16 protein-coding genes are annotated in these 16,442 nt (G+C 72.8%); 8 read left to right on the forward strand and 8 right to left on the reverse strand.

What is annotated here, in order from left to right:
• The first annotated feature begins 8 nt into the window (after nt 1–8).
• The 4 genes from PKC53_RS11540 (at nt 9) to PKC53_RS11555 (ending at nt 6,317) form a co-directional block, all read left to right on the forward strand.
• Complete coding sequence (locus PKC53_RS11540; protein ID WP_324428667.1) at nt 9–704, forward strand: C39 family peptidase; 696 nt, start codon at nt 9–11, stop codon at nt 702–704.
• A gap of 16 nt (nt 705–720) precedes the next feature.
• Nucleotides 721–3,147, forward strand: coding sequence for a hypothetical protein (locus PKC53_RS11545; protein ID WP_324428669.1), 2,427 nt, complete (start codon nt 721–723; stop codon nt 3,145–3,147).
• 405 nt (nt 3,148–3,552) lie between these two features.
• Nucleotides 3,553–4,989, forward strand: coding sequence for a sigma-54 dependent transcriptional regulator (locus PKC53_RS11550; RefSeq protein ID WP_324428671.1), 1,437 nt, complete (start codon nt 3,553–3,555; stop codon nt 4,987–4,989).
• Nucleotides 4,990–5,132: 143 nt separating this feature from the next.
• Nucleotides 5,133–6,317: an autotransporter outer membrane beta-barrel domain-containing protein gene (locus PKC53_RS11555; RefSeq protein WP_324428673.1), complete on the forward strand. Its 1,185-nt coding sequence runs from the start codon at nt 5,133–5,135 to the stop codon at nt 6,315–6,317.
• Between the two features lie 30 nt (nt 6,318–6,347).
• Here the strand turns inward: PKC53_RS11555 and PKC53_RS11560 are convergent, their stop codons facing one another.
• The 4 genes from PKC53_RS11560 to PKC53_RS11575 form a co-directional block, all read right to left on the reverse strand.
• Nucleotides 6,348–7,619: an AI-2E family transporter gene (locus PKC53_RS11560; protein WP_324428675.1), complete on the reverse strand. Its 1,272-nt coding sequence runs from the start codon at nt 7,617–7,619 to the stop codon at nt 6,348–6,350.
• 63 nt (nt 7,620–7,682) lie between these two features.
• Nucleotides 7,683–8,000, reverse strand: a complete 318-nt coding sequence (locus PKC53_RS11565) for a BON domain-containing protein (RefSeq protein ID WP_324428677.1) — start codon at nt 7,998–8,000, stop codon at nt 7,683–7,685.
• 51 nt (nt 8,001–8,051) lie between these two features.
• Nucleotides 8,052–8,213: a DUF1328 domain-containing protein gene (locus PKC53_RS11570; protein WP_324428679.1), complete on the reverse strand. Its 162-nt coding sequence runs from the start codon at nt 8,211–8,213 to the stop codon at nt 8,052–8,054.
• A gap of 297 nt (nt 8,214–8,510) precedes the next feature.
• Complete coding sequence (locus PKC53_RS11575) at nt 8,511–9,890, reverse strand: CHASE3 domain-containing protein (protein WP_324428681.1); 1,380 nt, start codon at nt 9,888–9,890, stop codon at nt 8,511–8,513.
• Between the two features lie 24 nt (nt 9,891–9,914).
• On the opposite strand from PKC53_RS11575, the gene PKC53_RS11580 reads away from it, so the two are divergent.
• Nucleotides 9,915–10,544: a response regulator transcription factor gene (locus tag PKC53_RS11580; protein WP_324428683.1), complete on the forward strand. Its 630-nt coding sequence runs from the start codon at nt 9,915–9,917 to the stop codon at nt 10,542–10,544.
• Between the two features lie 26 nt (nt 10,545–10,570).
• Here PKC53_RS11580 and PKC53_RS11585 read toward each other — a convergent pair whose 3' ends face one another.
• The 3 genes from PKC53_RS11585 to PKC53_RS11595 form a co-directional block, all read right to left on the reverse strand.
• Nucleotides 10,571–10,981, reverse strand: a complete 411-nt coding sequence (locus PKC53_RS11585) for a response regulator (RefSeq protein ID WP_324428685.1) — start codon at nt 10,979–10,981, stop codon at nt 10,571–10,573.
• Between the two features lie 73 nt (nt 10,982–11,054).
• Nucleotides 11,055–11,954 carry a tRNA glutamyl-Q(34) synthetase GluQRS gene (gene gluQRS, locus PKC53_RS11590; protein WP_324428687.1) on the reverse strand — a complete coding sequence of 300 codons (900 nt, stop codon included), beginning with the start codon at nt 11,952–11,954 and terminating at the stop codon, nt 11,055–11,057.
• A 70-nt stretch (nt 11,955–12,024) separates the two neighbouring features.
• A complete protein-coding gene (locus PKC53_RS11595) occupies nt 12,025–13,053 on the reverse strand; it encodes a LysR family transcriptional regulator (RefSeq protein WP_324428688.1) in 1,029 nt (342 codons plus the stop codon).
• A gap of 92 nt (nt 13,054–13,145) precedes the next feature.
• Here PKC53_RS11595 and PKC53_RS11600 point away from each other — a divergent pair, with 92 nt between their 5' ends.
• The 3 genes from PKC53_RS11600 (at nt 13,146) to PKC53_RS11610 (ending at nt 15,337) form a co-directional block, all read left to right on the forward strand.
• The gene (locus tag PKC53_RS11600; RefSeq protein WP_324428690.1) at nt 13,146–13,847 is read left to right on the forward strand and encodes a pirin family protein; all 702 of its coding nucleotides are present in this window, start codon (nt 13,146–13,148) and stop codon (nt 13,845–13,847) included.
• 177 nt (nt 13,848–14,024) lie between these two features.
• Nucleotides 14,025–14,588: a flavodoxin family protein gene (locus PKC53_RS11605; RefSeq protein WP_324428692.1), complete on the forward strand. Its 564-nt coding sequence runs from the start codon at nt 14,025–14,027 to the stop codon at nt 14,586–14,588.
• Nucleotides 14,589–14,629: 41 nt separating this feature from the next.
• Nucleotides 14,630–15,337 carry a DUF599 domain-containing protein gene (locus PKC53_RS11610; protein WP_324428693.1) on the forward strand — a complete coding sequence of 236 codons (708 nt, stop codon included), beginning with the start codon at nt 14,630–14,632 and terminating at the stop codon, nt 15,335–15,337.
• Between the two features lie 15 nt (nt 15,338–15,352).
• Here the strand turns inward: PKC53_RS11610 and PKC53_RS11615 are convergent, their stop codons facing one another.
• The gene (locus PKC53_RS11615) at nt 15,353–16,294 is read right to left on the reverse strand and encodes an alpha/beta hydrolase (protein ID WP_324428695.1); all 942 of its coding nucleotides are present in this window, start codon (nt 16,292–16,294) and stop codon (nt 15,353–15,355) included.
• Between the last annotated feature and the right edge of the window lie 148 nt (nt 16,295–16,442).

Here is a 16,442-nt window from a genome sequence, read left to right on the forward strand (position 1 = left end):
GTTGTTCGATGCGGTCGGTCGGACGCAGCTTCGTGCTGGCCGCCGCCTTGACGGCGGGTGCCGGCGTGCCCGTGGCGGCCGGCACGGTCGCCCTGCCGGCGGAGATCAGCGGCGCCTACGCGGTGACCGTCGACAGTCTGAAGGAGAAGCGGGCACGCACCACGGTGCTGCAGCGCTACGACTTCAGCTGCGGCTCGGCTGCCTTGTCGACGCTGCTGACCCACCACTACGGCGTTCCCGTCGGTGAGCAGGAGGTCTTCGAGCAGATGTTCGCGCAGGGTGACCGCGCGAAGATCCAGCGCGAAGGCTTCTCGCTGCTCGACATGAGGCGTTACCTTTCGAGTCGCGGTTTCGAGGCGCATGGCTTCGAGGCCCCGCTCGACGAACTCGCGAAGGCGGGCATTCCGGGCATCGTTCTGATCAACGAGCGCGGGTACAACCACTTCGTCGTCGTAAAGGGACTACGCTCCGGCCGGGTGCTGCTCGGTGATCCGGCCGGCGGCACGCGCGCGATGTCGCGTGCGGCGTTCGAGTCGATGTGGTTGAACCGCGTGCTGTTCGTCGTCACCAATCGGATGGAATCGGCGTCGTTCAACGCGCCGGCCGACTGGCGTGCGGCGCCCGAGGCACCGCTCACCGACGCGAGCCGGCGAAATGGTGCGGCGGGCTTCGACATCCCGAAGCTCGGCCCGTCGGACTTCTGATCTGCGCACCCCCGCCATGGTCCCGGCGCCGAAACAACTTGCGCTGCTGGTGTCCGCCATCGCGATCGGGTGGGCATGCCCGGATCGGGCGCAGGCGGCGCTCGCACCGGGTGATGCGGCGTCGCCACCGGGGCCAGTCGGGGGGGCGCGTCCGTCCAGCGACTGGCTGAGGCAGTTCGCCTGCGGGTCGATCGGCGGCGACGAGACCGAGGGGGCGCTCGCGGCGTACACCGCGGTGGCGCCGACGTCGACGGCGGTCGCCGATCCATCAACCGCGCCCCATCGAGACGAAGCGTTGCCGGCAGCGGGTTCGGGCGGCGCGTGTGCGTCGCCGAACGTCGACCGCGTGCATGCCGACGCGGTCGCGTCGGCGGCGGTGCCGTCGTTCGACGCGAGTGGGCAGCACGAGCCGCTGCCCCGGCAGCCGCCATCACCCTCGGAGCCGTCGCCGACGGCGATCGCCGTGCCCGCACGGCCGTCGGCGCATGCTGCAGCGGCCGGACCGACACTGTTCCTCGACGGCGGTGACCCGCAAGCCTGCGCCGACGCCGGCACTGCAGACGGATCTTCGCCCGGGGGTGCGGCGGCGCTGTCGGCGGCCGATGAGTTGACGCCGTCGGCGCCGCGCGACGGGTTCGTTCCGCCCGGGACCGGGACCGTCGAGCTGTCCGGCGCCACCCGCAGCGAGATCCTTGCGTGGGAGATGATCGTCGCCGGAGCCGCGAGCACCACCGACGATCCGGGCCAGGTCGACGCGCCCGGGCAGGCGCGCGACGTCGCGCCAGTCGACGCGGCGAGTGGGTCTGCGCGAAGCCTTCAGTCTCCACGACAGTCGGCGCCGCGCGCCGCAGCGCGGGTCGAGTCCGGTCGGTTCAACGTGGCCGCGGCACTCGTGCAGGCAGCGAATCACTCCGACTCGCCGCGCGCGATGCCGACGGTAGGCGAAGCGACCACCGTGTCGGTGGCGCCCGGGTTCCCGTCGGATCGTTTGACCTCGCGCGCTGCGCCGGTCTTGCCTGGGGTCGCGCAGGTCGCCGATGCGGGCACGCGCGACGTCGTGCCGACGCCCGCCGCTGCGACAGGGCACCGCCGGATCGTCGCGCGCTGCCACGACGGGACAGCCCTCGACGCGCTGGAGGTCTACGAACGTGCCCAGCGCAGCGTGTCGGGCGCCGCGTGCATGTCCGCTGGACTGGCACCGCCGTCGCTCGACGCCGATGCGCGCACCGCCGGGCTGCGCCCGTCGTCCGACAGGGGTGCTACCCAGGTTGTCGCGATCGAACGCGACGACTGGGCGGCATCGTCGCCGCCACCTCATGTCGCCGCAGTCGCACCGGCGAGGTCGGCGGCAGTCGATCGTGGGACGTCCGCGTCGATACCGGCTGCAACCGCAAGCGATGCGGCGGCGCGTGCCACCGCGCCCGCATCTGCCGGGCGCACAACCTCCGACATCGTCGTCGCCGACCATGCGAGCCGCGTCTTGATGAGCCTCGAGGCGCTGCTGACCTGCGACGACGACCCGCGTGAGCGCTTCGGCGCTCAGACGCGCGAGGTCGTCGTTGCCAGTCATGCCGAGAAGGTGATGCGCACGCTGCAGGACGTGTTGACGCAGGCCAAACTGCGTGCCCTGGAGCAGCGGCGCAGCGCCATGGCTGCGAGCAAGCGTCAGATGACGGAGTCGCAAGCCGCGTCGATGGGCTGCGGGTCAACGGTACCCGGGCCGTCTGCGGCAGGGCGCGCCCCGATGGCCGGGCCGGCATCGGCGAGTGCCCCCGAGGCAGGCGACCTGCGGCGAGACTGCCAAGAGGCATCGCCCGCAAGCATGTCGGCGCTTGTACCGCCGATGGGTCAGCCGATCGTTGCAGGGGCTGCCGGCGCGACACCACCCCAGTCGCTGCGGCGGCCCGGTTGCGCCGCCGACCCGACCCCGCTGCACGCGCCCACGCCCGCACAGGGCACACCGGCTTCGCCCGAGGTCGCCGTCGCCGCGGGCCGAGCGCCCGCGCCGTCCGCGGACGTGGCGACGATCGGCGGCCGGCCAGCGCTCGACGAGGGCGACCTCGATGCCGTACGCGGTGGCTTCACGACCGCCAGCGGGCTGAAGATCTCGTTCGGCATCGAGCGCGCGGTGTACGTCAACGGCAATCTCGTCGCGACGACGTCGCTGACGGTGTCCGAGCTCGGTCGCATCTCGGGAGTGCGCGCGGTGCCTGACGTCGTCGGCGCCGACGCACTGATGCTGATCCGCAACGGCGCCGGCAACGTGACCCAGCTCGGTGATGTCGGTGGCGCGGTGGGGACGATCATCCAGAACACGCTGAACAACCAGAACATCAGCAACGTCACGGTGATCGACGCGACGGTCAACAGCCTGCGGCTGTCCCGGGGCATGGACCTGCACTCGACGCTGCGCAATGCAGTGACCGACGCGCTGCGGCGCTGATCCTGCTCCGGGTCACGTCCCCGGATGCGCCGCCACGTGCACCCCAGCCGCAGTGCGTGACGCACGCGGCGCGGGCCGACGGGGCGCCTTTGCAGACCTCGGCACCGCGGCAGCCGTCGGGCTTCATGCGACCTGATCCTCGCGCCCGTCGGCGCGCGACTCGCGGGGTCTACTGGCCGCCAGTGGGTGCTTCGACGGCTCGGTGTCGGTCGCTGAGACAAATGTCACGCCTGGATGCGGCAGATCCACCGACGCACCTCGGTGCCCCCTGTTTCGGGGGTGTGCGCTCTTGGCGGCAGCGAGGACATTCTGGCGGCGGTCAGAACCGATCGTTGGGTGGGTAATCGCGTTGCGGTCGCTCAGCCGTGGGGGAGCATCAGCCATGAAGCAGTAGGGTAGGCGAACATGCGTCGCGCCCACGTGCTTTGCATCGACCTTGCCGGTCAGGCCGGCAATGCCGTGGCGGTGCTGCGCACGCAAGATGCGCAGGTCGATGTGGTCGGCGATCTGGCCGCTGCCGAGCAACGGCTGAGAAGCGCGGCACCGGAGGTGGTCCTGCTGGTGGCCACGGCGATCGGCTCTCTGGAATGCGACCAGCTGAGCGCGTTCGTGCGCCAACACCCGTCCGTGGTGTGGGTCGGTGCGTTCGACGCAGCGTCGATCGCCGCGTGCCGTGAGCTGATCGTCAACTGCCTGTTCGATCACCACACCCTGCCGTTCGATGTCGCGAGGCTGGCGTCGACGCTCGGCCACGCACGCGGACACGCGGCGCTGCGCCGCACCGTGCTGTCGGCGGTGAACGCACCCGTGGCGCGTGAGTTGCCGCTGATCATCGGCAACAGCAAGGCCAGCCGCGACCTGCTGTGGCGCATCCGGCGCGTCGCCGAAGTCGACGCTCCTGTGCTGGTAACCGGCGAGAGCGGCAGCGGCAAGGAACTGGCGGCGCAGTACATCCATCGCGCATCGTCGCGCGCTGGTCGGCCTTTCGTCGCCGTCAACTGCGGGGCGATTCCGGGGTCGCTGATCCAGTCGGAACTGTTCGGTCACGAGAAGGGCTCGTTCACCGGAGCCGACCGCGACAAGCGCGGCATTGTCGAGGCCGCCAACGGCGGGACCTTGTTTCTCGACGAGATCGGCGACCTGTCACGCGACCTGCAGGTCAACCTGCTGCGGTTCCTGCAAGAGAAGACAATCACGCGGGTCGGTTCGTCGCGCCCGATCGGCGTGGACGTGCGCGTCATTTCCGCGACGCATGTCGCGCTCGAACGCGCCGTGGCGTGCGGCGACTTCCGCGAGGACCTGTACTACCGACTGAACGTGTTGTCGGTATTCGTTCCGCCGCTGCGGGAACGCACAGACGACATCGAGGTGCTGGCACAGCACTTTTTCCGCAAGTTCGAGGCCGAAAAGAGCGCTCGGCTGACCGGTTTCAGTGACCGCGCGATCGCCGCGATGCGCGCCCACCCCTGGCCGGGCAACGTGCGCGAACTCGTCAACCGCGTGCGACGCGCGATGGTCATGGCGCCGGGCCGACTGATCACTCCCGCGGACCTCGGGCTCGCGCCGGGCGCCGCGACGGGCGCCGCGGCCGCCCTCGATGAGGCGCGCACGCATGCCGAGCAGTCCGCGATCGCCGCCAGCCTGGCGCAGGCGGGCGGCAACGTTACAGCCGCTGCCAGGCATCTGCGCGTTTCCCGCATGACGCTGTACCGGCTGATGGCCAAGCACGGCCTGACCGACTACGCGGCCACCCGCCATCGCCACGGCCTGCCGATCGAAGGCGGCGACCGCGATGCCGGCGACCGCGACACCTTGGGCCCACGATCGGAGCCGGATCGGTGACCAACACCAGCGCGTTGCGGCCACTCGGCCACTGGCGGTGCGCGGCTCGCCCGCGCTGGCCGCAGGAATCCAGATTCGGGTCGGGTCCGTGGGGCCCTGCCAAGGCTTCGTGCCTCGTGCACTGACCGTCGAAGGAGGCGTTCATGGCCGTCCACTGCAGAAACCGTCACACGTCCCTTGCGTGCCTGGCGCTTGCCGGCTGCTCGGCGACCGTTCACGCCAGCCCGCCGGCCATCGGGGCAGGGCTCGGCGAAGCGGCCCACGGGCCCGAATGGGAGGCACGCGCGGGCGCAGCCGGCGCGGCAGCAACCGACCGCGGCGCGATCGTCATCGCACAGGCGCAGCCGGTGGCGCCGGTCGGGCAGGCGCCGCAGGACAGCGAGCAGCCGGCGCAGCCGGCACCGATCTTTGAGCAGCCCGGTGTGCTCACGCCGCGCGGCAGGCTCTTGCTCGAGCCGTCGCTGCAGTACTCGCACTCGTCAAGCAACCGCGTGGCACTGGTCGGCTACACGATCATCCCGTCGATCCTCATCGGCTTGATCGACGTGCGCGAGGTCAAGCGGAACACGTTCACCGCGGCGCTCACGGCGCGCTACGGACTGACGAATCGGTTCGAGGTCGAACTCAAGGCGCCGTTCGTCCACCGCTCCGACAGCGCGGTGGGCCGCGAATTCCTGCAGGGTGCGGCCGAGTCGAGGGTGTTCGACACCAGCGGCTCCGGGCTCGGCGACGTCGAGGTCACGGGACGCTACCAGTTGAACGACGGTGGGGTCACGAATCCTTACTACGTGGCCAGCCTGCGGTTCAAGTCGCGCACCGGCAAGGATCCGTTCGAGGTCGAGACCTCGCGCAACGTCGAAGGCTTCCGCGACGGCGGCATTCAGACCGAGTTGCCCACGGGCTCCGGCTTCTATTCGCTGCAGCCCGCGCTGACCGTGCTGTTCCCGTCCGATCCAGTGGTCCTGTTCGGCACCCTCAGCTACACACACAACTTCAAGCGCACCGACGTGACCAGGGCCACCGACGCCGAGCCGGAGTTCCTGGGCACGATCGAGCCCGGAGGGATCTTCGGCTTCAACTTCGGCATGGGTCTGGCGTTGAACGAGAGGGCCTCGCTGAGCATGGGCTACGAGCACAGCTCGGTCGGAAAGACGCGGCAGAACGGCGCCCAGGCGCCCGACGCGGTGCGCGTGCAGCTGGGGTCGTTGCTGTTCGGGTTTGCCTACCGCCTGAGCGACAAGCGCAGCCTGAACCTCTCGATCGGCGCCGGACTCACGCAGGACTCGCCCGACGTCACGCTGACCTTGCGCCTGCCGGTGTCGATGTAGCCCGGCGCGCGGTGGCCGGCGCGCCCGGCCTCAGGCGGCGAGCAGACGCGCCCAGCGCCGGCTGCCGGGGTGGTGCGCGGCGCAGACCTTCGCCGCGACGATCAGCGCCGGGCCGAGGAACAGCCCCCACACGCCCCACAGCACGCCCCAGAAGACGACGCCGATGAACACCGCGGCCGGGTTCATGCGCGCCGCGCGGCCCTGCAGCCACGCGGTGACGACGGTGCCGATCAGCGTCGACAGCGCGATCACCACCCCGGCGGTGGTCAGCGCAGCGCCCACCTGGCCGTAGGTCAGGTACGCCTCGGCGGCGGCGAGCACGCTGAACACCGCCATACCCAGGTAAGGCACCACGTGCAGCAGCGCCGCGGCCAGCGCCCAGGTCAGCGCGTCGCCGATGCCGAAGGCCTCGAACCACAGCCACACGCCGGCGCCGATCGCGACGTTGGTGACCACCAGCACGCCGGCGTACAGCCGCGCCTGGCGCGCGCACTCGCGCAGCGCGGCGGCGGCGCGACGGCGCGCCCTGCACCCGGGCCAGAGCTGGACGAACCGCCCGGCCAGCGACGGCCCGCCGGCGAGCACGAAGAAGGCGACGAACAGCGCCACGGTCAGGTCGGCGGCGAGCACCAGCAGCTTGCCCGAGCCGACGACCGCGGTCTCGGTGATCACCGCGGTCGCGTTGTCCGACAGGGTCGGCGCCGACGCCGCGTCGCCTTCGACGGGTGCCTTCGCGCGCGCGGGCGGCCGCGCGCGGCGCGGCGGTGGCGGGTCGCCGTTGCGCCGCTCCATCGCCTGGTCGAGTTCCTGCAGCGCGTCGCGCGCGCGACGCAGCGTGGACTCGACCGGGCTCGGGTCGGTGGCCAGTTCGCTGGCCGCCAGGCGGATGACGTCGGGCAGGCGCTCGGTCATGCGCAGCAACTGGCCGCTGAAGCCGTGCAGCAGCACCGCGGCGGCGGCGACGCTGGCGCCGAGCACCAGCGCCGCGGCCAGCGTGCGCGACGGCAGCCAGCGCTGCACGCGGCTCACCGCCGGTTCGACGAGCATCACCAGCAGCAGCCCGGCGATCACCGGAATCAGGAAGCGCGCGCCCCACCACAGCGCCGCGACGACGGCGAGCGTCGCGAGCACCTGCAGCGCCAGCGGCGAGCGCGGCGGCGCGGGCGTCGCCGTGCCGGGGTGGGGCGCGTCGGCCGCCGCCGCGACGAGCGCCCCGGTGCCGGGCACCGCTGCGGCTGCCGGGCGGGCCGGCGGCGGGGGCGTGGGCGCGTCGGCGTCGGCGATGGCGGCGGACGGGGTCATCGGGCCAGGCGGTGGCGCGGGTGGGAACGCAGGTGCGTGCCGCTCGGCGTCGCACAGCGCCGGTCAGGGCCGCACGACGATGTCGTTCTTCACGGACTTCACGTGCGAGACGTCGCGCGCGATGGCCTCGGCCTGGGCGCGCTCGGCGGCGGTCTTCGCGAAGCCCGACAACTGCACGGTGCCGTTGAGCGTCTCGACGCCGATGGCCAGCGCGCTGACCACGGGGTCCTTGGCCAGGCGCGCCTTGACCTGCGTGGTGATCGTCGCGTCGTCGACGTACTGGCCGACGGTCGACTGGTCGCGCACGACGGCGCATCCGGTGGCGGTGAGCAGCGCGACGGCGGACACGGCCGCGGCGAGGGTGGTACGGATCGGGGTCATGGCATGGCTCCTGTCGGGTCGTGGGTGGGGGGCGGGGAACAGCAACGGGGCTCAGCGCTTGATCAGGCCGATCAGCATGCTGGCCAGCGCCATCACGAGAAAGACGACGAACAGCACCTTCGCGATGCCGGCCGCGCCCGCCGCAATGCCGCCGAAGCCGAGCAGGGCGGCGATCAGCGCGATGACAAAGAATACGACGGCGTAGTGAAGCATGAGGGTCTCCTTCCAGGGTCTCGGGCCGAGGGATTGGGGATGGCCTTCGACCGTGCCGATAGCGTAGGCGCGCGGCCTCATCGCGTCGGTCGGACCCGGCTGCGCCCGCGTGTCGGAGGCTGCTGCGTCGGCGTGTAGGACAGGCCCCACAGCGGCGGCGGTGCTCGCGGCCGTGCGTGCGCCGAGTCGGCGACGCGTGGGCGACGTGTGTGTGCGGCGCGTGTGTGCGGCGTGTGTGTGCGGCGTGTGGGCGGCGCGTGGGCGCCGTCGCGGGCGCCGTCGCGGCGCCGGGCGGGGTCAGCCCGCGGCGGCCGGGCGCGCCGGCAGCGACGCCTGGATGCGTGTGCCCCGACCGGGCGCGCTAAGCAGCGCAAAGCGCCCGCCCGCGGCCTCGACGCGGTGGCGCATGCCCAGCAGCCCGTGCGCGCCGCTGCGCACGCCGGCGCGATCGAAGCCGGCGCCGTCGTCGTGCACCTCGACCTCGGCGCGGTCCTGCGCGCCGCGGTGCAGCCGCACGCGCACCTGCGTCGCGCCGGCGTGCTTGGCGACGTTGGTCAGCGCCTCCTGCACCAGCCGGTAGACGGTGAGTTCGTCGGCCGCGTCGAGCGACACCGGCGCCAGGTCGGCGTGCACCTGCACGCCGCTGCGCTCGGCGAACTCGCGCGTGAGGATCTCCAGCGCGCTGACCAGGCCCAGGTTGGCGAGCGCCGACGGGCGCAGGTCCTCGATGATGCGGCGCTTCAGGGCGATGCCGTCGTTGAGCGCGCGCGCCAGGTGGTCGAGCCGCTCGTCGAGCTCGGGCGTGCGCTCGCGCAGGCGCGACTTCAGCCGCGCGAGGTCGAGCTTGGCGGCGGTCAGCAGCGCGCCGAGTTCGTCGTGCAGCTCGCGCGCGAGGCGGTTGCGTTCGTCCTCGCGCGCGCTCTGCAGGTGCAGCGCCAGCTCGCTGAGCTCGGCGGTGCGCTCGCGCACCTGCCGCTCGAGGCGGTCGCGCTCGTCCTCGAGCAGCTGCTGGCGCTCGTGGCGCGCGGCGTCGAGCGCGGCGGCCTGACGCAGGTAGACCGCGAAGCCGCCCAGCGTGAGCAGCGTGACGACGACGATGCCGATGCGGCCCAGCCAAAGCGAGCGCAGCACCTCGGTGCGCTGCGACTCGATGCGCGCGCGCGTGTCGTCGATCAGCCGGTCCGACGCGGCGCGGATGTCGGCCATGTGCTCGCGCCCGATGCCGGCCACCAGCAGCGCGCGCCACGACTCCTCGCGCCCCTCGGTGTACAGCTTCAGCGTGGTCTGCAGCTCGGAGAGCTTGGCGCTGATGCGGTCGAGCAGCGCGGCGAGCTGCTGCGAGCGTGCCGGCTGGTCGGCCAGGTCGGCGCGCAGCGCCTGCATCTGCTCGCCCAGGCGCTTCAGCGCCTCGGTGTACGGCTGCAGGTACTGCGGCTGGCCGGTGAGCAGGAAGCCGCGCTGGCCGGTCTCGGCGTCGACCAGCGCCAGCTGCAGCTCGAACAGGCGCAGCCGCAGCGCCTGCTGCGTGCCCAGCGCCTCGATCGAGCGCAGCGCGTCGCGGTGCGACAGCTCGCTGATCACCACCAGCGAGATCGCCAGCGCGACCGCCAGCGGCAGCGCCCAGGCGCTGCGCAGCGCGCGCTGCAGCGTGTGGGGCAGGGGGTTCGACGCGGCCATCGCGCTTCACGGTATGCTGGTCGCGTGATCCGCATCGCGATCGTCGACGACCACGCCATCGTGCGCGAGGGGCTGCGCCGCTTCTTCGCCGACGAGGTCGATCTGCGCGTGGTCGGCGACGCGGCCAACGGGCGCGAGGCGCTCGAGCTGCTGCGCAGCACCGAGGTCGACGTGATGCTGCTCGACCTGTCGATGCCCGACCAGGGCGGCGTCGACGCGCTGCGCGCGATCAAGGCGCGCGCGCCCGACCTGCCGGTGCTGATCCTCAGCGGCTTCTCGGCGCAGCATTACGCGACGGCGCTGCTGCGCCAGGGCGCGGCCGGCTACCTGAACAAGGACTGCGACCCCGAGGAGATCGCGCGCGCGATCCGCACCGTCGCGCTCGGCCGGCGCTACATCACGCCGGCGGTGGCCGAACTGCTCGCCGAGCAGCTCGACGCGCCGGCCAAGGCGCCGCACGAGCAGTTGTCCGAGCGCGAGCTGCAGGTGTTCCTGCGCCTTGCCGCCGGCGAGACGGTCGGACACATCGCCGACCGGATGTCGCTGAGCGTGAAGACGGTGAGCACCTACCGGTCGCGGGTGCTCGAGAAGATGGGCCTGGCGTCGAACAGCGACCTGACCTACTACGCGCTGAAGAACGGGCTGATCCAGTGACGCGCGCGCCTCGGCGTGGCCGGCGTTCACGCGCGCGCCTGCGTGCCGCCGTCGCGGCGTTCGTCGACCAGCCGGCGACAGTAGTCGATCAGCGCCTCGATGTCGTGCGACTTGTCGAACACGCGCTCGGCGCCCAGCGCCTCGCAGCGGCGGCGCACGTCGGGCGTGGCGTAGTTGCTGAGCACCACGCGGCGCGACGCCGGGCGCAGCCGCTGCGCGGCGTCGAGCACACCCAGCCCCGAGCCGCGCTTGAGGAAGATGTCGACGATCATCAGGTCGCAGCGCTCGTCGCAGCCGGTCATCCACGCCAGCGCCACCGCCTCTTCGTCCGCGGTGCCGACCACCCGCAGCGGCAGCAGCTCCTCGAGCGTGGCGATCAGGTTGTCGCGGATCAGCGGGTTGTCCTCGACGATGTAGGTGGCCAGCGGCGTGTCCATCGGTGTGCCGATGTTAGGGCGCGCCGGCGGCGCCGGGCGTCGGCGTGCGGCATCAAGTGCCGTAGGACGGGTCCTACACGAGCGGCCACGATGCCGCCCACGCGTCGACCGCGCGCGCCAGCCAGTCGCCCGCGCTCGCCGCATCGACCTCGACGCCGAGCACCGCGCCGGCCGCCCGCAGCGCGGCCAGCGCTTCGGCCACGTCGAGCGGCGCCGCGCCGGTCTGCTTGGACAGCTTCTCGCCGCGCGCGTCGCGCACCAGCGGCGTGTGCAGGTGGCGCGGCGTCGGCAGCCCGAGCAGGCGCTGCAGGTGGATCTGGCGCGGCGTGTTGTCGGCCAGGTCCTCGCCGCGCACGACGTCGGTGACGCCCTGCGCCGCGTCGTCGACGACCACCGCGAGCTGGTAGGCCCACGGGCCGTCGGCGCGCCGCAGCACGAAGTCGCCGACCTCGGCGGTGACGTTCTGCTGCTGCTGCCCCAGGCGCCGGTCGTGCCAGCGGATCACGACCGGTGCTTCGTCGCTGCCGACGCGCACGCGCCAGGCGCGGGGCGGGCGGCCTCGCAGGCCGCCGCGCTCGGGGCGGCAGGTGCCGGGGTAGACGCGTTCGCCGTGGCGCGGCGGCCGGCGGCCGGCGGCCGCGAGCGCGTCGTCGATCTCGCGCCGGCTGCAGCCGCAGGGATAGGCGTGGCCGGCGTCGACGAGGCGCTGCAGCGCCGCGGCATAGGCGTCGCCGCGTGCCGACTGCCACTGCGGCGGCGCGTCGGGCCGCAGCCCGAGCGCGGCGAGCTGGCGCACGATCTCGCGGTCGGCGCCGGCGACGCAGCGCAGGCGGTCGGTGTCCTCGATGCGCAGCAGCCAGCGCCCGCGGTGCGCCCGCGCGTCGAGCCAGCTCGCCAGCGCGGCGACCAGCGAGCCGGCGTGCAGCGGCCCGGTCGGCGAAGGCGCGAAGCGGCCGGTGTACGTGGGGGTCACCGCTCGGGCGGCGTCCGGTCCGGGGCCGTTGCTCGGCGTCGTGCGGCCGAAGGCGCGGCGCACGCGGGTCTCAATCCACCGGCTGCGGCAGGCCGCAGTGCCGGTCGAGCAGCGCGCGCCGCGTCGCCGGGCTGTCGAGCTGCTGCAGCCACCACTGCAGCGCCAGCCCCTGCGTAGGGCGCCGGCCCCTGGCGCCGCCCGCACCTGCCACGGCCGCGCTGCGCCAGGCGTAGCCGAGCGCGGCCGGCTGGCGCACGCGCTGCACCGGCTTGACCACCAGGTGCCCGGCGCGGATGTGCTCGCGCGCCACCGGCTCGGGCACGAAGCCGCAGCCCAGGCAGCGCAGCTGCGCCTCGACCTTGGCCTGCACGGTGGCCACCGTGAACACTTCCTGCCCGGGCAGCAGGTTGTGCGTCAGCGGCGCGAGGCGCTGCGCGCTGTCGGCGACCGCCACGGCACGGTGGTGCAGCAGCTCGGCGTCGGGGATCGGCCCCTCGTAGCGCGCCAGCGGATGGTGCGGCGCGACGGCGAACACGAACTCGACCGTGCCCAGCGGCCTCGTCTCGATGCCCGGCGTCGGCGGCGTCTCGGCCTTGATGCCGATCGCCAGGTCGGCCTGCCCCGAGGTCAGCGCCTCCCAGGTGCCGTTGAGCACCTCGGTGCGCAGGCGCAGCCGTGTGCCGGGGCCGGCCGGCGCCGCGTCGCCCTTCGCGCCGCGCGGCGTCTTCGGGCGCAGCGCGTAGAACGCCTCGCACAGCTCGAACAGCGTCAGCCGGGAGATCACGCCGTCGGCGGCGACGGTGAGCTGCGTCTCCCAGCCGGTGGCCACGCGGCGCACGCGGTTGGCCACCGCGTCGAGCTGCGCGAGCAGGCGCCTGCCCTCGGCGAGCAGTTCCTCGCCGGCAGCGGTGAGCTGCGCCTGGCCCGAGCGGCGGTCGAACAGCAGCACGTCGAGCGCGTCCTCGAGCTGGCGCACGCTGTAGGTCAGCGCCGAGGGCACCTTGCCGAGCTCGCGCGCCGCCGCGGCGAAGCTGCCGGTGCGCGCGATCGTGTCCATCATCGCCAGGGCGTCGGGGGTCAGGGCGCTGCGTGCGGGCATGCTTTCATCTTATTTGAACGGCCGCTTCAAGGCCGGGCGGCTGGCAGCGGCGGCGCGCGTTCGTACATTGGAGGCATGTACAGGAGCACCCGATGATCACGATCCGCAAGGCCGACGAGCGCGGTTACGCCGACCACGGCTGGCTGCGTTCGTACCACAGCTTCTCGTTCGCCGACTACCACGACCCGGCCCACATGGGCTTCGGCAACCTGCGCGTCATCAACGAGGACCGCATCGCGCCGGGCACTGGCTTCGGCACGCACGGGCACCGCGACATGGAGATCGTCAGCTACGTCCTCGAAGGCGCGCTGGCGCACCAGGACAGCATGGGCCACGGCGCGACGATCACGCCCGGCGAGGTGCAGCGCATGAGCGCCGGCACCGGCGTGCGCCACAGCGAATTCAACCACGCGGCCGACCGCGAGACGCACTTCCTGCAGATCTGGATCCTGCCCAGCCGCGGCGGCATCGCGCCGGGCTATGAGCAGAAGCGTTTCGACGACGCCGACAAGCGCGGGCGGCTGCGCCTGGTCGCGGCGCCCGACGGGCGCGACGGCGCGGTGACGATCCATGCCGACGCAGCGATCCACGCCGGCCTGTTCGACGGCAACGAGGCCGCGACGCTGGCGCTCGCGCCGGGGCGGCTGGGCTACGTGCACGTCGCGCGCGGCGAGGTCGAGGTCAACGGCCTGCGGCTGGGCGCCGGCGACGCGGCGCTGCTGCGCGACGAGGCGCAGGTCGCGCTGGCGCGCGGTCGAGGCGCCGAGGTGCTGGTGTTCGACCTGGCGAAGTAGGCCAGCGCCGCAGCGCCTTCGGCACCTCCCGCTCGGGCCGCGCAGGCGGGCCGTCGGTGCGCCCGGGGCGCCGCCAGCGCGCCGGCGTCGCCGGATGCGCGGCGGGCGCGATCGCGCCCAAGAGCCTCCTTCCTCTCGTCCCTCCCACTGTCTTCATCAATCGACCAGGAGTCCACCATGAGCAAGATCGTCATCGTCTACCACAGCGGCTACGGCCACACGAAGAAGGTCGCCGAAGCGGTGGCCGAAGGCAGCGGCGGCAAGCTGCTGGCCATCGACGCCGAGGGCAACCTGCCCGAAGGCGGCTGGGAGCAACTGGCGGGCGCCGACACCATCGTGTTCGGCTCGCCGACGTACATGGGCAGCGTCAGCTGGCAGTTCAAGAAGTTCGTCGACGCGTCGAGCAAGCCCTGGTACCACAAGGCCTGGCGCGACAAGCTCGCCGCCGGCTTCACCAACTCGGCGGCGATCAACGGCGACAAGGCCTCGACGATCAACTACCTGTTCACGCTGTCGCAGCAGCACGGCATGCTGTGGGTCGGCACCGGCATGCACGCGGCCAACGCCAAGCACCACACGCGCGACGACCTGAACCACCTCGGCGGCTACGCCGGGCTGATCACCGCGACGCCGTCGGACGCCTCGGTCGACGAGATGGTCACCGGCGACCTGGCCACCGCACGCGCTTTCGGCGAGCGCATCGCCGAGATCACCGTGCGCGTCGCACCGGCGTTGCGCTGACGCGCGGCGACGGCGACCCCGGCGCGGCTACAGTCGCCGCCATGGACAAGCTGCTCGCGCTGCCGGCGCTGCTGCCGTGGGTCGACTGGCTCGCGCTGTCGGTGTTCTTCGTCGCGTGGGTCGCGTACGCGACCTTCGCGCGGCGGCGCGCCAACCGCGGCGCGTCGCTGCTGGGCACGACCAACCGCATCCGCGAGCGCTGGATGCTGCAGGCCACCTGGCGCGACAACCGCGTGCTCGACGGTGTCGTCGTGCAGAACCTGTCGACGAGCCCGAGCTTCTTCGCGTCGACGACGATCCTGATCATCGGCGGCCTGCTCGCGGTGCTGTCGGCGGGCGACCGCGCGAGCACGCTGGTGCAGGAGATCCCGTTCGCGCAGCGCACGTCAGTGCTGGTGTTCGACCTGAAGATCGTGCTGCTGACGGGCGTGTTCATCTACGCCTTCTTCCGCTTCACCTGGAGCCTGCGCCAGTACGGCTTCGGTGCGCTGCTGGTCGCGGCGCTGCCCGACGCGTCGCGCATCGACGCCGAGGGCGTGTCGCGCGAGCGCTTCGCCGAGCGCGCGGGGCGCGTGATGGGGCTCGCCGCCGAGACCTTCAACGACGGGCTGCGCGCCTACTACATGGCGTTCGCGGTGGTGGCGTGGTTCTTCTCGCCGGTGGTGTTCATGGTTGCCACCGCGGCGGTCGTCGCGGTGCTGTACCGGCGCGAGTTCGGCTCCGACGTGCTCGCGCTGCTGCGCGAGTAGCCGCGCGCGGCGCGCTCAGCGCAGGCCGAGGAAGTCGAGCACCGGCCGCACGGTGCGCGCCGGATCCTCCTCGTGCGGCACGTGGCCGAGCCCGTCGAAGACGACCAGCGTGCTGTGGCCGATCTGCTCGTCGAAGCGGCGGCCCACCGCTGGCGGGATCAGCCGGTCGCGCGCGCCCCACAGGATCAGCGTCGGCTGCACGATCGTCGCGATGCGCTCGGCGTCCTCGCCGCCTTGCATCTGCCGCAGCCGCTGCACCAGCGCGCGGCGGTTGCCTTCGCGCAGCGTCAGCTCGAAGTAGCGGTCGACCAGCTCGGGCGTGATGCGCGCCGGGTCGCCGTAGACGCTGGCGACGCTGGCCGCGACCATCGACCGCGGCAGCAGGTGCTCGAGCAGCCGGTTGGCCAGCGGCACGCGCGCGATGATCCAGCCCACCGGCACGCTCTGCGGCTCGAACGCCGGCCCCGACGCGTCGACCAGGATCAGCCGCTCGACGCGCCCGGGCGCCAGCGTCGCGACGCGCCAGGCCACCTCGCCGCCGAGCGAGTTGCCGCCGATCACGAAGCGCTCGACCTGCAGCCGGTCGAGCAGTGTCAGCGTGAAGCGCGCCAGCGTGTCGCCGCGGTAGTCGCCGGCGACGCTCGGCCCGGTCAGGCCGAAACCCGGCAGGTCGAAGCGGATCACGCGGCGCTGGCCGCGCAGCGCCGCGGTCCAGCCGTCCCAGGTGTGCAGGCTCGCCGACGTGCCGTGCACCAGCACCAGCGGCAGCGGGTCGCCGCGCGGGCCTTCGTCGCGAAGGTGCACCAGCTGACCGTCGAGCTCGATGAACTGCGACGGCGGCGGCGCCCAGCGCGCGACCAGCGTCTGCACCGGCCGGTCGGGGGCGCGCGACAGCGTCAGCGCGATGGCGCTGGCGACGAGCAGCAGGCCGAACAGCTTGAGCGCGAGGGCTTTCACCGCGTGCAGTATCGCCGCGCGCCCGGAGTCGCCCGATGGATCGCGCGCCCCCCAAGGGGCGCGCGAAGCGCGCAGGCGGTGGTGGTCTACATGCGGCAGCCGCGCCCCGGGTCGGCGAGCGCCTTGACGGCCACGCCGGTGACCACGT

Origin of the sequence: Azohydromonas sp., assembly GCF_035325925.1 — a bacterium.
Lineage (GTDB): Bacteria > Pseudomonadota > Gammaproteobacteria > Burkholderiales > Burkholderiaceae_C > Calidifontimicrobium.

Coding starts and splice junctions, on each gene's coding strand:
- PKC53_RS11570 (WP_324428679.1), bottom strand. CDS start 8,213: ATGCTTCACTACGCCGTCGTATTCTTTGTCATCGCGCTGATCGCCGCC.
- PKC53_RS11585 (WP_324428685.1), bottom strand. CDS start 10,981: ATGGACACGCCGCTGGCCACCTACATCGTCGAGGACAACCCGCTGATC.
- PKC53_RS11575 (WP_324428681.1), bottom strand. CDS start 9,890: ATGGCCGCGTCGAACCCCCTGCCCCACACGCTGCAGCGCGCGCTGCGC.
- PKC53_RS11540 (WP_324428667.1), top strand. CDS start 9: ATGCGGTCGGTCGGACGCAGCTTCGTGCTGGCCGCCGCCTTGACGGCG.
- PKC53_RS11545 (WP_324428669.1), top strand. CDS start 721: ATGGTCCCGGCGCCGAAACAACTTGCGCTGCTGGTGTCCGCCATCGCG.
- PKC53_RS11605 (WP_324428692.1), top strand. CDS start 14,025: ATGAGCAAGATCGTCATCGTCTACCACAGCGGCTACGGCCACACGAAG.
- PKC53_RS11565 (WP_324428677.1), bottom strand. CDS start 8,000: ATGACCCCGATCCGTACCACCCTCGCCGCGGCCGTGTCCGCCGTCGCG.
- PKC53_RS11560 (WP_324428675.1), bottom strand. CDS start 7,619: ATGACCCCGTCCGCCGCCATCGCCGACGCCGACGCGCCCACGCCCCCG.
- PKC53_RS11555 (WP_324428673.1), top strand. CDS start 5,133: ATGGCCGTCCACTGCAGAAACCGTCACACGTCCCTTGCGTGCCTGGCG.
- PKC53_RS11550 (WP_324428671.1), top strand. CDS start 3,553: ATGCGTCGCGCCCACGTGCTTTGCATCGACCTTGCCGGTCAGGCCGGC.
- PKC53_RS11610 (WP_324428693.1), top strand. CDS start 14,630: ATGGACAAGCTGCTCGCGCTGCCGGCGCTGCTGCCGTGGGTCGACTGG.
- PKC53_RS11595 (WP_324428688.1), bottom strand. CDS start 13,053: ATGCCCGCACGCAGCGCCCTGACCCCCGACGCCCTGGCGATGATGGAC.
- PKC53_RS11600 (WP_324428690.1), top strand. CDS start 13,146: ATGATCACGATCCGCAAGGCCGACGAGCGCGGTTACGCCGACCACGGC.